This is a genomic window from Corallococcus praedator (assembly GCF_003612125.1).
GTDB lineage: Bacteria > Myxococcota > Myxococcia > Myxococcales > Myxococcaceae > Corallococcus > Corallococcus praedator.
On sequence record NZ_RAWI01000002.1, the window covers coordinates 59,061 to 72,481 of the forward strand.

General features: G+C 68.7%; 12 protein-coding genes. 5 read left to right on the plus strand and 7 right to left on the minus strand.

Going from position 1 to position 13,421, the window contains the following annotated elements:
- Window positions 1-19: 19 nt before the first annotated feature.
- Together hmgA and D7Y13_RS48970 are read left to right on the plus strand one after the other, a co-directional pair.
- The gene (gene hmgA / locus D7Y13_RS00645) at window positions 20-1,315 is read left to right on the plus strand and encodes a homogentisate 1,2-dioxygenase (RefSeq protein ID WP_120582080.1); all 1,296 of its coding nucleotides are present in this window, start codon (window positions 20-22) and stop codon (window positions 1,313-1,315) included.
- 191 nt (window positions 1,316-1,506) lie between these two features.
- Window positions 1,507-2,400, plus strand: coding sequence for an aldolase/citrate lyase family protein (locus D7Y13_RS48970; RefSeq protein ID WP_120582079.1), 894 nt, complete (start codon window positions 1,507-1,509; stop codon window positions 2,398-2,400).
- A gap of 1,065 nt (window positions 2,401-3,465) precedes the next feature.
- Here D7Y13_RS48970 and D7Y13_RS00660 read toward each other — a convergent pair.
- A complete protein-coding gene (locus tag D7Y13_RS00660; RefSeq protein ID WP_120531170.1) occupies window positions 3,466-4,410 on the minus strand; it encodes an AraC family transcriptional regulator in 945 nt (314 codons plus the stop codon).
- 86 nt (window positions 4,411-4,496) lie between these two features.
- Between D7Y13_RS00660 and D7Y13_RS00665 the strand changes: the two genes are divergently transcribed.
- Window positions 4,497-5,912: an alpha/beta fold hydrolase gene (locus tag D7Y13_RS00665; RefSeq protein ID WP_147444146.1), complete on the plus strand. Its 1,416-nt coding sequence runs from the start codon at window positions 4,497-4,499 to the stop codon at window positions 5,910-5,912.
- Here D7Y13_RS00665 and D7Y13_RS00670 read toward each other — a convergent pair.
- The 3 genes from D7Y13_RS00670 to D7Y13_RS00680 all read right to left on the minus strand — a co-directional run bounded on the left by D7Y13_RS00670 (window position 5,906) and on the right by D7Y13_RS00680 (window position 8,402).
- Window positions 5,906-6,781, minus strand: coding sequence for a hypothetical protein (locus tag D7Y13_RS00670; protein ID WP_147444145.1), 876 nt, complete (start codon window positions 6,779-6,781; stop codon window positions 5,906-5,908). The two genes, D7Y13_RS00665 and D7Y13_RS00670, sit on opposite strands and share 7 nt — an antisense overlap.
- 83 nt (window positions 6,782-6,864) lie before the next feature.
- Window positions 6,865-7,200: a protealysin inhibitor emfourin gene (locus tag D7Y13_RS00675; RefSeq protein WP_120531167.1), complete on the minus strand. Its 336-nt coding sequence runs from the start codon at window positions 7,198-7,200 to the stop codon at window positions 6,865-6,867.
- Window positions 7,201-7,241: 41 nt separating this feature from the next.
- Entirely contained in the window at window positions 7,242-8,402 is a 1,161-nt protein-coding gene (locus D7Y13_RS00680; RefSeq protein ID WP_167508709.1) for a M4 family metallopeptidase, read from the minus strand.
- Between the two features lie 364 nt (window positions 8,403-8,766).
- Here D7Y13_RS00680 and D7Y13_RS00685 point away from each other — a divergent pair, with 364 nt between their 5' ends.
- A complete protein-coding gene (locus tag D7Y13_RS00685) occupies window positions 8,767-10,335 on the plus strand; it encodes a hypothetical protein (RefSeq protein WP_120531166.1) in 1,569 nt (522 codons plus the stop codon).
- 54 nt (window positions 10,336-10,389) lie between these two features.
- On the opposite strand, the gene D7Y13_RS00690 is transcribed toward D7Y13_RS00685, so the two are convergent.
- Window positions 10,390-10,947 carry an ester cyclase gene (locus tag D7Y13_RS00690; protein WP_120582075.1) on the minus strand — a complete coding sequence of 186 codons (558 nt, stop codon included), beginning with the start codon at window positions 10,945-10,947 and terminating at the stop codon, window positions 10,390-10,392.
- A gap of 153 nt (window positions 10,948-11,100) precedes the next feature.
- A complete protein-coding gene (locus D7Y13_RS00695; protein ID WP_120582074.1) occupies window positions 11,101-12,003 on the minus strand; it encodes an SDR family oxidoreductase in 903 nt (300 codons plus the stop codon).
- A gap of 75 nt (window positions 12,004-12,078) precedes the next feature.
- On the opposite strand from D7Y13_RS00695, the gene D7Y13_RS00700 reads away from it, so the two are divergent.
- Window positions 12,079-12,921, plus strand: coding sequence for a helix-turn-helix transcriptional regulator (locus D7Y13_RS00700; RefSeq protein WP_120531163.1), 843 nt, complete (start codon window positions 12,079-12,081; stop codon window positions 12,919-12,921).
- Between the two features lie 23 nt (window positions 12,922-12,944).
- Here D7Y13_RS00700 and D7Y13_RS00705 read toward each other — a convergent pair whose 3' ends face one another.
- The gene (locus tag D7Y13_RS00705) at window positions 12,945-13,376 is read right to left on the minus strand and encodes a helix-turn-helix domain-containing protein (protein ID WP_120531162.1); all 432 of its coding nucleotides are present in this window, start codon (window positions 13,374-13,376) and stop codon (window positions 12,945-12,947) included.
- Window positions 13,377-13,421 lie beyond the last annotated feature (45 nt).

Sequence of the window (13,421 nt, forward strand, 5' to 3'; positions counted from 1 at the left end):
ATTTGTTACCATCCCGGGCATGGAACCGCTCCAATACCTCACGGGCTTTGGGAACGAGCACGCAACGGAGGCCGTCTCCGGAGTGTTGCCGGTTGGCCAGAACACGCCGCAGCAGGTCGCGTTCGGTCTCTATGCTGAACAGATTTCGGGCACGGCGTTCACCGCGCCGCGTTCGGAGAACCGGCGGACGTGGATGTACCGCCTGCGTCCCAGCGCGGCGCACCCGCCGTACCGGAAGACCGAAGCGCGCCGCCTGCGCAGCGGTCCCTTCGACGAGGTGCCGCCTCCGCCCAACCGCCTGCGCTGGGATCCGCTGCCGCTGCCCACGGACCCGACGACGTTCCTGGACGGGCTGTTCACGCTGGGAGGCAACGGCTCCGCGGCGGCGGGTGATGGCGCGGCGGTGCACCTGTACGTCGCCAACGCGTCGATGGTGGACACCGCGTTCTTCAACGCCGACGGCGAGCTGCTGATTGTCCCGCAGCAGGGCACGCTGCGCATCGTGACGGAGATGGGCGTGCTCGCCGTGCCTCCGGGTCACGTGGCGCTCATCCCGCGCGGCGTGCGCATGCGCGTGGAGCTGCCCGAAGGCCCCGTGCGCGGCTACATCTGTGAGAACCACGGCGCGCCGTTCCGGCTCCCTGAGCTGGGCCCCATCGGTTCCAATGGCCTCGCGAACCCTCGGGACTTCCGCGCGCCGGTGGCGAGCTTCGAGGACGTGGAGCGCCCCACGCGCGTGGTGCAGAAGTTCCAGGGGCACCTCTGGGAGACGACGCTGGACCACTCACCGTTCGACGTCGTCGCGTGGCACGGCTCCCATGTCCCGTACGTGTATGACCTCGCGCGGTTCAACACCATCAACACGGTCAGCTTCGACCATCCGGATCCCTCCATCTTCACGGTGCTGACGTCGCCTGGTGAGACGCCGGGGACGGCGAACTGCGACTTCGTCATCTTCCCGCCCCGGTGGATGGTGGCGGAGCACACGTTCCGGCCGCCCTGGTTCCACCGCAACGTGATGAGCGAGATGATGGGCCTCATCCACGGCGTCTACGACGCGAAGGCGGATCAGTTCGTTCCGGGCGGGGCGTCGCTCCACAACTGCATGAGCGCGCACGGCCCGGACCGGAAGACCTACGAGGCCGCGGTCGCCGCGTCGCTGGGGCCCAAGAAGATCGACAACACGCTCGCCTTCATGTTCGAGACGCGCTACGTGATTTCTCCCACGCGCGCCGCGCTCGAAAGCCCCACGTTGCAGGCGGACTACGACGCCTGCTGGGGTGACCTGCGCAAGGCCCAGCTCCCTCCGCGCTGAGCGCGCGGGCCGGGGGGCATGGGCCGATACATTCTTGAGATTCAAGCGTCGCGGTCATTCATGACTTCGGTGTGTGTCAATTCGTGCGAGCCATGAACCCATGAGGTGACGGAGATCCAATCGGAAGTCGCGCGCGCAATCTAGCGAGCGAATCATTCCGAAAGGCTCTCCTTGTGAAAGACGTGTCTCGCATGTCCCGCCTGCCTTCTGGCTGGCGAAGTCTGTTGTTCGTTCCCCAGTTCGCGTTCACCCGAGCCGCGCGGCTGTCCGCGGATTGCTTCGTCCTGGACCTGCAGGATGCCGTGCCGCTGGCCGCCAAGGCCGCCGCGCGCGCGGGCGTGGTCGAGGCGTTGACGTCAGGGCTCTTCGAGGGACGTCCCGTGGTCGTCCGCATCAACGAGGCGGACCTCGCTGAATTGCACACCGCCGACCTGGATGCGTGCGTGGGATTGCCCGGCTTGACGGCGCTGATGCCGACGATGACCCGAGGGCCGGAGGAACTGGATGCGCTGCACGAACGCGTGGCCCTGCTGGAGGTCGCTCGGGGCCTCCCCCGGGGGCACACCCGGTTCCTGCCGCTCCTGGAGACCCCCGCGGCCGTCCTGGAGGCGCGGCGGATGGCGCTCGCGGGCGGCGGGCATCGAGCCCTTCGACACGCCCTACACGCATGTGGGGGACCGCATCGGGCTGGAGGCGCATGCCCGCGAGGGGCGCCTGCATGGCTTCACGGGCAAGTGCTGCCTGCACTCGGATCAACTCGAGACCGTGAACCGGTGCATGACCCCCTCGGCCACCGAACTGGCCTGGGCCCGTCGGGTGACCCAGGCGCAAAGACAGGGCACGTTGTCCACGCTGACACGCAAGGTGCCGGGACTCACGACTCCTGGCGCGAGCGAGGCCCCCGCCGCCTCGGTGAACGAAGGCATGGCCCTCGTGGAGGGTCAGCTCATTGGCCCGCCCCACCTGAAGGCCGCGCACCGGATGCTCGCGCTCGCGCCCCTCCTGGAGCCGGTCGAGGATGCGCGCCAGGTCGTGGTGGGACGACGGGTCACGCATGCGCTCGAGCGCCCGCCGATGCCCGATGACCTGCTGCCCAATCCGTACGAGATGACCGCGACCGCTGGGATGCGCGACCTCTGGGTCCAGTGCTTCTACTCACACGACCGCGTCGTGACGAGCGCGCCCTTCGCGACCCGGCTCGGGCTCACCCCGGCGGGCACGCTCCCGCTGCCCTTCATGATGGGCCTCTATCTGGCGTGCTGCATGTCGAGCACCCACGGCGCCATCTACCACCTGGGCTTCCGCAACGCGCGCCAGCTCGCCCCGCTGCGGGTGGGGGACACGTACCGTCAGGAGATCCAGGTCCGGCGGGTGCGCAACACGGGCGACGGAAAGCGCTCGGTCGTGACGACCCACCGCCGGCTCCTGCGCGTGGGCGACGAGACGCCGGTCTTCACGCTCGACAAGCGTGAGCTCTACCTCCGCCAGCCGGAGTCCTTCGAGCCCTCGCCCGAGGCCGCCCGGAGGGATGAGGAGGAGCGCTCGCAGGCCCTGGCCTTCCGGACGACGCTCACGCAGCGCGCCCATGAAGTGCTGCCGCGCGCGGAGGCGGGCACCGCCCCGTCCTTCGAGGCGGGGGACCTGCTGCTGCACAGCTTCGCGAGGCCGCTGGGCATCACCGCCAACCTGGCGCTGTCCACCCAGCTCCTGGTGACGCATCCCATCCATCTGGACCACCACCGCTTCGACCTGGGGCACGGCAGGGGCGTGGTGGTGAGCGGTGGACTCGTCGTGTCCATGACGCTGGCCGCGGCCGCGAGGGACCTGCACGAGGTCCTCTGGGAGGAGTTGATCGCCGCGGACAACATCCGTCCGGTGGCGCCCACGCAGACCGTGGGGGCGCTCTCGTATGTGCTCTTCCGCGCGCCGGTCGAAGGGCTGGATGGATTGGAGGAACTGGTCGTGAGGACGCTCGGCGTGCTGGAGCTCACGCCATCGGCGGAGCTGGCGGAGGTCCCGCTTCCACGGGCGCTCTTCACGCTCGAGAGCGAACGGCCCTCCGCCTACGATGAGTTCTGTCGGCAGCACGGCCTCCAGGCACTGGAGGGGCGGGTGGTGTGCGTCGCCACGCGTCGCCTCGTGCGCATCCGTTAGTGAGGCGGAGTGACGTCCGGGGCGGAACGGAGCTGGCGGCGGTACTCCCCGGGCGTCTTGCCGACGTGGCGTTTGAAGGCCTTGCCGAAGGCGCTGTCGGTTTCGTAGCCCACCGCTTCCGCGATGGCCGTGAGGGATTGGTCGGGGTTCGCCATCAGCCGGCTGGCGGTGTGCATCCGCCAGCCTGTGAGGTACGTCAGCGGGCTCTCCCCAATGACTTTCTGGAAGCGCTCCGCGAACGTGGAGCGCGACATGCTGGCGAGCTTCGCCATGGACTCCACCGTCCACGGATGCCGGGGCCGTTCGTGCAATTGCTGGAGGACCTTGCCCAGCTGCGGGTCCTCCAGGGCCCGGAGCCATCCCCCCTTCTCGGCGGGAAACGCTTCCAGGTGCGCGCGCAGGGCGTGAATGAACAGCACGTCGGCCAAACGGGTGGCGACGATTTCATGGCCGGGGCGTCCGGCCTCCATCTCCGCGGCGACGAGCTGGATGATGGACGCCACCCACCGCGTGGAGCCGACGCCATCTCCCTTGATGTGCAGCACCCGGGGCAGGCCCGCGAGGAGACGGTGGAGCCACGTCCCCGCGAACCCGAAGCTGAAGGAGATGAGGGTCGTCTGGGGCCCGTCTCCTCCGTGTCTCAGGACGCCGCCACACTGGGCGCCCTGGGCCGCGTAGATCTCCGGCAGGGGCTGCGTGCGCGTCCGGGGTGAGTCCCGGAGCAGGTGCGGCGCGTCGCCCAGGATGAAGACCCAGTCGCCCGCGGCCAGCGCGATGCGCCGCCCTTCGACCTCCAGCCAGCAGCTCCCGCGAGATACGGCATGGAAGAAGCCCGGGTGTCCCAGGTCCAGCTTGAGTCCCCACGGGGCGCTCAGCTCCAGGCGGCCATAGACCTCGGTCTTCAATTGAAGGCTGCGGAGCGAGTCCGTCAGAACGTCCATGCATCGCCCTCCCGGTCGGACGATTGAACCAGAGAACCGGCGTTTCGCACATGGGGCGTCCGGCGTCGCGGGGCTATCCCTGGGGCATGACCCTTGTTCAAACCACGGATGTCTCCAGGAAGCCGGCACCGGGGGCGCTCGCCCTGACCTGGGCCGGGTGGGCCGCTTCGGTCTCCGTCGTCGCCCTCGTCACGCTCGCCCTCCACGTCACGCCGCACGTCCGGGGCATCGGCTTCTTCCCGGTGCTTCGCTTCGCGGTGGTCACACCCGCGTGTGTGCTCGTCGCGGTGGCCTCGGCCTTCCTGTACCGGGCCCTGATGGGACGGTCCCCGCGCCCGCGCGCCACGCTGGCGGCAGCATTGGGGGGACTGGCGCTGCTGATGCTTGCCGGGCTGGCGGCGGTGGGACCTTCCGGCCTTGTCGCGGCGGCCCTGCCGGCCCTGCTGGGAGGCGCCGCCGCGCTGGCCCTGCTCATCCCACGCTTCGTCGAACGACCGCGCCGCTCGCGGGTCGGGACCGTCGCGCTCATCGCCTTCGGAGCGCTCGAAGTTCTCGGTGTCGCCCTGGCGCTGTCGAGCGAGCGCGTCGCGCCGCGCGGACCGGAAGGGCTCGCGTTCGACATCCCCCGCGAGCTGTTCGACGCGGACTCCCGCTTCCTCACGCTCCCCAGCGGCGCGCGCGTCCACTACGTGGATGAAGGGGAGGGTGAGACGCTGCTCTTCCTGCACGGCAATCCGGCGTGGTCGTTCCAGTGGAGGGACCTCATCCGGGAGCTGCGAGGCTCGTATCGCTGTATCGCGATCGATTATCCCGGCTTCGGTCTGTCGGAGGCGCCCGCCGGCTATGGCTTCACCCCGCGCGAGCAAAGCCTGGTCGTGGAGGAGTTCATGGAGCGCCTCCAGCTTCGCGACGTGACCCTGGTCATGCAGGACTGGGGCGGTCCCATCGGTCTTGGCCTCGCGGGGAGACGCCCGGAATGGGTGCGGCAGGTGGTGCTCGGAAGCACGTGGGCGTGGCCCACGAGCAGGAGCGAACCTCGCGGCATCTTCTCGGTCATCGCGGGCGGCCCGCTCGGCGAGTTCGTGCAGGTGAACTTCAACGGCTTCGCCTCGTTCGGCATCAAGAACGGCGTGGTCCGTGCGCTGCCTTCGGACGTCCTGGACGCCTACCTGCGCCCGTTCCGCCCCCTGGAGCGCCGTGGCATCGCGGCGTTCTACCCGGGGCTCATCACCGGGGACTCGGAGTACTTCGCGGAGGTCGAAGCCGGCCTGCCGCGTCTGGCGGACAAGAAGGCCCTCTTCTTGTGGGCGCTCCAGGACCAGGGCTTCCCCCGGTCCGACCTCGAGCGCTTCCAGCGGACCTTCCCGAACCACCGGACGGTGGAGCTTCCCGACGCGAACCACTTCTTCTTCGAGGACACCTCCGCCCAGGTGGCGTCGGAGCTTCGCGCGTTCATGTCACTGGAGCCGTCCGCTCGTCACGGCTCCGGCCTGCTTCAGTAGTCGCCGCGATCGTTCAGCGCGGACTCCCTCGCCACCACCGCCTGGACCTGCTTCGCCAGGAGCTTCGCGTCCGCCTTGCTCTCGCAGATCTTGGTGCACGTGACGATGCCGTGGTAGCTCAGCCACTGACCACCCTTCTTGGGATAGACCTGCTTGTACTGCTCGACGACAGCGGCGGCTTCGCTGAACAGGTCGTGACGCTTGTTGCCGCGCGCCAGCTTCCCCACCGAGAAGCGGATGCCTGCCTTCTGGCGGTGATCTTCCCCGGGATCCACCAGGACCGAGCGGGTGGCCTCCCAGCAGCCCACGATCTCCGCCGGAGTCACCACCAACGTGGCGTGTTCGTTGAACTGCCAGACGCAGCAGGCATTGTCGCTGTCGTCCTCATTGGGGTCGTACGTCCAGCGATCCTTGTCCATCCAGAAGTCCTTCTTCTTGGGCAGGAAGGACCCCTCCATCCGGTTCGTCTCGACGGCCTCGGCGATCTTCTGCGCCTTGTAGGTGTTCGTCGTCCAGCGCGGCGCCACCGCATAGATGTAATAGCTGTCTGAAATCTCCTCGCTCTGGTCGTCCGTCAGCGGAAAAAAGGCGGCGCCCCGGATGTCGCGCGCCAGGCAAACGCCCGAGCTGAGTTCGATGTCGTCATCGGAGCAACGCCAGACAACCTTGCCCGCGTTGGCGTTCACGGGGGTTTCACGTGCCCAGGCGGTATTGAACCCCTGCGCGAAGACCTGGGTGACCGTCCTGCCAGAGCCCGTCGCGTGCCAGAACAACTCCGTCCCGTCGTGGGTCTCGTCGTAGGGGTAGCGACCGTTTCCGACGGACAGCACCAGCTCCGCATCGTCATCATCAAGGGGAGACAGTCTCAACGCGTCGCGCTTCCTCGATTCCAGCGTCATGATGAACCCGTTGCCTTTCGGGGCTCCACGCGTGCCCGGCCCGGTCTTCCATCCTATCTGGATTGGGGGGCCGCGCGGACCGCCGTGCGCTCCACCTGCTTGAGCAGGTCCAGGAGGGCGCGCAGGGAAGGGTCCTCCACGGGTTCGAGCAGCTGGACGGTGTTGCGGCGTCCCTCGTCCTCGATGGTGAGGACGTAGCGGGTCTGGTCCGCCGCCCCCTTCGAAGCGGTCCCCACGCGTGCGGGCCGCTCGAAGAAGGAGGCGGCCTGCACGCTGCGCGCGATGGCGTCCGCCTGCGCCGGGGGAAGGTCCCCCAGCTTGAACACATGAGGCCTGTTGAGGCCTGGGATGAAGGCGAGCCCTCCCTCCCGCTTGAGTTCGATGCGCATCGCACGCGCTCCCGGACGCCCGTCAGGACGTCCCATGGGGTTCAGGCCTGGGGACGACGGGTCGACGGCTTCGAGGCCTGGACGCCTTGAGGCGGGGTGAACGCCACGGCGACCTTCTCGCGGGTGACGGGGACGCCCACCTGGTTCCAGGCGTCGCGGACCGCCGTGTCCTCGGCTCCGCCCTCGCCGTAGAGCCGGGAGGCGGCCATCAGCGTGATGCGCGCGAAGCGGGCGAAGCCGCAGTCGGGGCGCAGCCGCGTGTCGCGCAGGGCCTCGTACCAGATGTGGCCCGCCTTCTCCCAGGCGTAGCCGCCCAACTGGGTGGCCACCAGGAAGAAGGCCCGGTTGGGGATGCCGGAGTTGATGTGCACGCCGCCGTTGTCCTCCCAGGTCCTGACGAAGTCGCGCATGTGGCCGGGCTGGGGATCCTTGCCCAGCACCGGGTCGTCGTAGGCCGTCCCCGGGGACTTCATGGAGCGCAGCGCCTGTCCCTGGATGCTAGAGGCCAGGAGTCCCGCGCCGATGAGCCAGTCGGCCTTGTCGGCGGTCTGGTTGAGGGCTCGCTGCTTCACGAGCGACCCGAAGACGTCGGACATGGACTCGTTGAGTGCTCCCGCCTGACGGAAGTACACCAACGGGCCTTCATCCTCCGTCATGCCATGGGAGAGTTCGTGCCCGATGACGTCAATGGCGATGGTGAAGCGGTTGAAGAGCTCCCCGTCCCCATCCCCGAACACCATGCGCTGGCCGTCCCAGAAGGCGTTGTCGTAGTTCCGGCCGTAGTGGACGTGGGCGTTGAGCCGCAGGCCGCTGTCGTCGATGGAATTGCGCCCGTAGACTTCCCAGAGCAGATCATACGTGGCGCCCAACCCATCGTAGGCCTCGTCGACCGCGGCATCGCCGGTGGCGCCCTGTCCCTCGGAACGGACCAGCTTGCCAGGGAAGGTCTCCTGCCCCTCCACGTCGTAGATGGAGCGGTAGCACTGCGATTCCGCCATCATTCCCGCGATGACCCGGCCAGGCGACCGTTGGCCCAGCGGGTTCGAAACGAATCGCAGGCTGCGGAACGTGTTGTCCACGGCGGAGGTCCGCAGGGCCGCGGCGCGCTGGGCGCTGGAGCCATTCTGCGCGATCGACCGGAGGAGATAGGGCGGCAGGACGCAGTGGAGGGAATGCCGGTGCCATCTTGGATGAAGAATCATCGTGTCTCCCGTTGAGGTGTCCCTGAAGCTAGGGACGCCTCCCCTCGCGCAAGCGGCAGCGGGCCGGCGCAAGGCCCCGTCGTTCCCCCGGACGACGCGTGAGCACTCCGGGTGTCGGACCTTGGCCCGGGCTCGCCGCGAACCCCGCGACGCCTGGTGTCCAGGCAACCAGGGGGGCCCGCGGCGCCGTGCTGTCAAAGGCCCGCACTGCGCACCGCGTTGGCCCGCAACTCCTTGGGATCCGGAGCCAATCGTTGGTGACTTGACGAAGGGTCAGCCTCCAATCCTATCGTCCACTCAATCACCCGTTTAAGGGGTTATGAGGCAATCCGGTTAATGGGCGTCCATGCCCCTGGGGGTAACCATGTCGAAGATCGGTGACGGCAGGCCCGGCGTTTCCGCGCCCAAGCAGCAGCCCGCGACTGACAAGGCGGCGACGAAGAGCGTCTCCGCGCAGCAACTGGCCAACCTGTTTGGTTCGCTGACGACTGCCTCCGCGTCGCCGGCGAAGCCCGTGACGGCGACGAGCGCGAAGCAGGCGATGGTCGCCACGCCGGCGATGACCGCGGCCCTGGCGCAGCCCCAGGCGGTGGGCCGGGAGGTCCTGCCCAACCTGTTGGGGCCGCTGACCAACGAGAAGATGACCGAGTGCTTCAACAAGGCCTTCAACGAGGTCTACCAGGGCACGAAGCTCCCCAGCGGCCAGGAGCGGACGGAGCTGTTGGCCTTCGCCACGAAGCTGCGGGAGAAGCAGCCGGACATCACGGCGGCGGACCTCCGCGAGGCCCTCGTGGGCGAGCTGCGCAAGCGGCGTGACGGCGGCGACGTGGTCACCCCGGCGAAGATCCAGAAGTACGTGGAGGAGGCGGTCAGTTGGACGGCGACCTGCTACGAGGGCGGTCCGCGTGGCCCGACGTCCTCCGAGATGGCCGAGTGGACGGCCTTCGCGAAGCAGCAGATGGCGGACAACCCGGAGATGACGCCGGATCAGCTCTCCGCCGCCATCATGGACGCCGTGCGCAACAAGGCCACGGGCATGTCCGCGGGCGCGAACGGCAAGGTCAACGTCGACAAGTTCATCCAGGACGCGGTGAGCTGGTCTTCCAATGTCTACCAGGGCGGCTCACGTTCCGCGACGTCGGCGGAGCTCACGAAGTGGCGGGCCTTCGCGGACAAGACGATGGAGGAGAACCCGGACATGACGCCCTCGCAGCTCGCGAGCGCCATCATGGACGCCGTGCGCGACGACATGACGGGCGTGTCGGGCCCGGTCAGCAAGGCGAACGTCGACAAGTTCATCAACGACGCGGTGAGCTGGGCGGCCAAGGTCTACCAGGGTGCTGATCGCAATGCGACGCCCGCGGAGCTCTCGAAGTGGCGGGCCTTCGCGGACAAGAAGATTGAAGAGAACCCGGACATGACGCCCGCGCAGCTCCAGGCCGCCATCCAGGACGCCGTGCGCGACGAGGTGACCGGCGTGTCGACGGGTTCGGGTGGCGCGAACCTGGACAGGATCATCAACGACGCGGTGAGCTGGGCGGCCAAGGTCTACCAGGGCGGCGAGCGCGGCGCGACGCCCGCGGAGCTCACGAAGTGGAAGGAGTTCGCCAAGAAGAAGCTGGCGGACAACCCGGACATGACGCCCTCGCAGCTCGCCAGCGCCATCCAGGACGCGGTGCGCGACGACATGCGCGGCGTGGGAGGCCCGGCGTCGTCGGCCCCGCTGGAGCGCTTCGTGAAGGACGCCTTCAAGTGGGTGTTCGAGCTGTACATGAACCAGCCCACGGACAAGCCGCGTGAGCCCACGGCGCGGGAGATTCGCGACTGGTCCAACTACGCCAAGGAGCAGCTCAAGAAGAACCCCGACCTGACGGCGGAGGACCTCCAGTCCGTCATCCAGGACGGCCTGCGCAGGGCCCTGGGCAACCTGTAACGACGCTCGCGGGAGGGGGCCGTCCGCCCCCTCCTCGCAGGCGCGGCGGGTGTTTCAGCTCCGGGGCTGCTGGGAGGGGGTCCAGGGAGCGGTCTCGGTCAGGATGGGCTCCGGCTTGTCGCTGGACATCGCCAGGAGCCCCTTGATGCACCGGACGGCGAGCAGCCAGCTCTTCGGGTTCTTCATGTCGAGCCCCCCGATGAGCTGCTTGAGGATGCTGAGCGTGTCGAAGTAGACGCGCTCGCAGACCAGCGTCTCGTTCGCGTCGAAGATGAAGTACCCCGTCATCCGCGCGCGGAACCGGTTGCCCGTGGGGGGAATCCTACCCAGCGGGCCCAGGTGGGTGCCCTTCAGCCAGAACTCCACGATGACGGCGTCGTCGCTGTGCCGCAGCGCGATGATTTCATGGTCCTGGTCCGGGAAGGCGATGCGGGTGTCGCGGTAGTAGTCGCGCACCGCGCTGTTGCCGTCGTGCACCGTCAGGGTGGGGATGAGCTCGTAGTGGGGATGCGGGAAGGTCGACAGGACGTCGTCCCAGTCCTGCCTCACCTCGTCGTGGAAGTGGTCCAACACCAACTTCTCACGTGCCTGACGTACCTGTTCGGTGATCACGTTTGTCTCTTCCGGGAGTGGGGATTTCAGGGCGCGCGGCGGTCCAGCACCCCCAGGCCAGTCCTGCTGGTGCTCACGCGCCAGCTCAAATCCTATCAGGGATAGGTGGGCACCGAAGCTGTGATTCAGGACTGAAGCCAGCCAGGCGGAGGGTCATGCGGGCCGCGTGAAGTACCCGTTGTCCCGCATGTCGGTCAGGAGGTCCGGCTCCTGCGGGCGCCACCCCAGGGTGTTCCGGGTGATGGCGCTGGAGGTGGGATTGTCGATGGCGACGAAGCCCGCCAGCCAGTCGAAATGCGTGCGGGCCTCGTTCGCGGTGATGCTCCGGACGGGGACGCCGAGCCCCGCGCCAATCGCCTCGGCGAGCGCGCGCAGCGTCACGCCTTCTTCCGCGACGCCGTGCAGGCGTGTTCCGGGGGCTGCTTGTTCGAGCGCCAGTCGGAAGAGGCGTGCGGCGTCCAGCCGATGCACCGTGGGCCAGCGGTTCGCTCCCTCACCGATGAAGGCGGAGACGCCCGTGCGGCGTGCGATGTCGATCAGCGTGGGCACGAAGGCGTGGTCACCCGCGCCGTGGACGGAAGGCGGCAGCCGCACGACGCTGGAGCGCACACCCCGGTGGGCGGCTCCGAGCACTGTGGCCTCTGCCGCGGCGCGAAGGGTCGCCGCGCTCGCGGGGGCGGGTTCATCCGCTTCCGTGCCGGTGCGGCCGGGCGCGAGGATGGCGGTCCCGGAGGTGGAGACGAAGGGTTTGCCCGAGCCCTCCAGCGCGCCGGCCAGCGCTTCCACCGCCTGCCTGTCTGTCTCGGCGGCGGCCGCATACGCGGAGAAGTCGTGGATGAAGGCGGTATGGATCACGCCTTCGCAGGCGCGGGCGCCCGCGACAAGGCTGGCGGTGTCCGTGAGCGAGCCCCGATGCGCCTGGATTCCCGACCGCGCCAGGGTGGCGGCGGCTTCGTCGCTGCGCGCCAGTCCCAGCACTTCGTGCCCTGCGCCCATCAACTCGCGCACAATGGCTGTACCAATGAACCCCGTTGCTCCTGTTACAAAAACACGCATGCGGACCTCCTCGTGGTCTTCACGCGGGTTATCTTCGGGGGCTCAGGAATGGAAAAGCCGGGAGGTTATACAGGTATGAACACCAACACCCTGCCGGGCCCGGCCTCGACCCTTGGTGGTTTCCTCCGCGACCGAAGGGCGCGTCTGGCGCCGGAGCCGGGCGCTCCGAGCCGGCGCCGGACGCCGGGACTCAGGCGGGAGGAGGTGGCCACGCGGGCCGGCGTGAGCGTCACCTGGTACACGTGGCTGGAGCAGGGGCGCGGCGGCCCGCCTTCCGATGAGGTCCTGGAGCGGCTCGCGCGTGCGCTGGAACTGGATGCTGCCGGCCGGGAGGTCCTCTACCTGCTGGCCCAGCAGCGACCGCCGCCGTTGAGAGCGGCTCCACTGCCTCCGGTCGCGCCCGCCCTGCAGCGCGTGCTGGATGCCCTGCCGACAAGCCCCGCCTATGTGCAGACGCCCGCGTGGGACATCGTGGCCTGGAACGCAGCGGCGACGGTGGTGCTGAGCGACTATGCCGCGATGCCAGCCCACGAGCGCAATGTGATCAGACGCCTGTTCGGCCCCTCCGCCATGCGCGCCTCGCTGCCCGATTGGGAGGCGCACGCGCGCTTCGCCCTGGCGACCTTCCGCGTCGACGCCGCGCGTGCGGGCGACTGTCCTGAAGCCGCGGCGCTCGCGGCCGAGCTCCAGGAGACCAGCGCTGAGTTCCGTCGGCTCTGGGCCGAGAACGAGATGCGCAGCCACGGGTCCGGTCTGAAACGCATTCAGCACCCCCTCGCCGGCCCGCTGACGCTGGAGTACTCGGCCTTCGCTGTCGACAGCGGCAACGGACTGCGCATGGTTGTCTTCACGCCGGCTTCACCGGCCGACGCTCGGGCCATCGCCACGCTCCTGTCGGACAGGGCCCGCACCGTGTGAAGGAAGGCGGTGGCGGCCCGGGTTCACGGAGCCCTTGGAGCCTTCTTCCGTCGCGCTCCAATTGCTCCCGACGCGGCGGCCCGCAGGAGGCGGCGGAAGGTGGGGCATTCCATGTGGCTCGGCGCGCGACAGGCAGCGGCGTGCCGCAGGCCGTCCCGCATGGCGCTGAGCTTGCGGAGCGTCCTGTCGAGTTCCTCCGCCTTGGCCGCGAGCATCCGCCGGTCGATGCGCGGCCTCCCGTCCGAGGCGAACATGAGCGAAATCTCCTCGAGCGAGAAGCCGGCGGCGCGCCCCAGTGCGATGAGCGCCAGCCGTTCCAGCACGTCAGGGGCGAACAGCCGGCGCAGGCCCCGTCTGCCGACGGAGGTGATCAGGCCCTTCTCCTCATAGAACCGCAGCGTCGAGGCGGGAACGCCGGACCGCTTCGCCACTTCGGTGATGTCCAGGTCTTCCACCCGCTTGACCTCAAGTCGACTTGAACTGGCACAGTGCAATCTCCA

What these genes read in the sequence shown, in the direction of transcription:
- hmgA (WP_120582080.1), top strand. Translation starts at nt 20, where the DNA reads ATGGAACCGCTCCAATACCTCACGGGCTTTGGGAACGAGCACGCAACG.
- D7Y13_RS00685 (WP_120531166.1), top strand. Translation starts at nt 8,767, where the DNA reads ATGTCGAAGATCGGTGACGGCAGGCCCGGCGTTTCCGCGCCCAAGCAG.
- D7Y13_RS00675 (WP_120531167.1), bottom strand. Translation starts at nt 7,200, where the DNA reads ATGCGCATCGAACTCAAGCGGGAGGGAGGGCTCGCCTTCATCCCAGGC.
- D7Y13_RS00680 (WP_167508709.1), bottom strand. Translation starts at nt 8,402, where the DNA reads ATGATTCTTCATCCAAGATGGCACCGGCATTCCCTCCACTGCGTCCTG.
- D7Y13_RS00665 (WP_147444146.1), top strand. Translation starts at nt 4,497, where the DNA reads ATGACCCTTGTTCAAACCACGGATGTCTCCAGGAAGCCGGCACCGGGG.
- D7Y13_RS48970 (WP_120582079.1), top strand. Translation starts at nt 1,507, where the DNA reads ATGTCCCGCCTGCCTTCTGGCTGGCGAAGTCTGTTGTTCGTTCCCCAG.
- D7Y13_RS00700 (WP_120531163.1), top strand. Translation starts at nt 12,079, where the DNA reads ATGAACACCAACACCCTGCCGGGCCCGGCCTCGACCCTTGGTGGTTTC.
- D7Y13_RS00660 (WP_120531170.1), bottom strand. Translation starts at nt 4,410, where the DNA reads ATGGACGTTCTGACGGACTCGCTCCGCAGCCTTCAATTGAAGACCGAG.
- D7Y13_RS00695 (WP_120582074.1), bottom strand. Translation starts at nt 12,003, where the DNA reads ATGCGTGTTTTTGTAACAGGAGCAACGGGGTTCATTGGTACAGCCATT.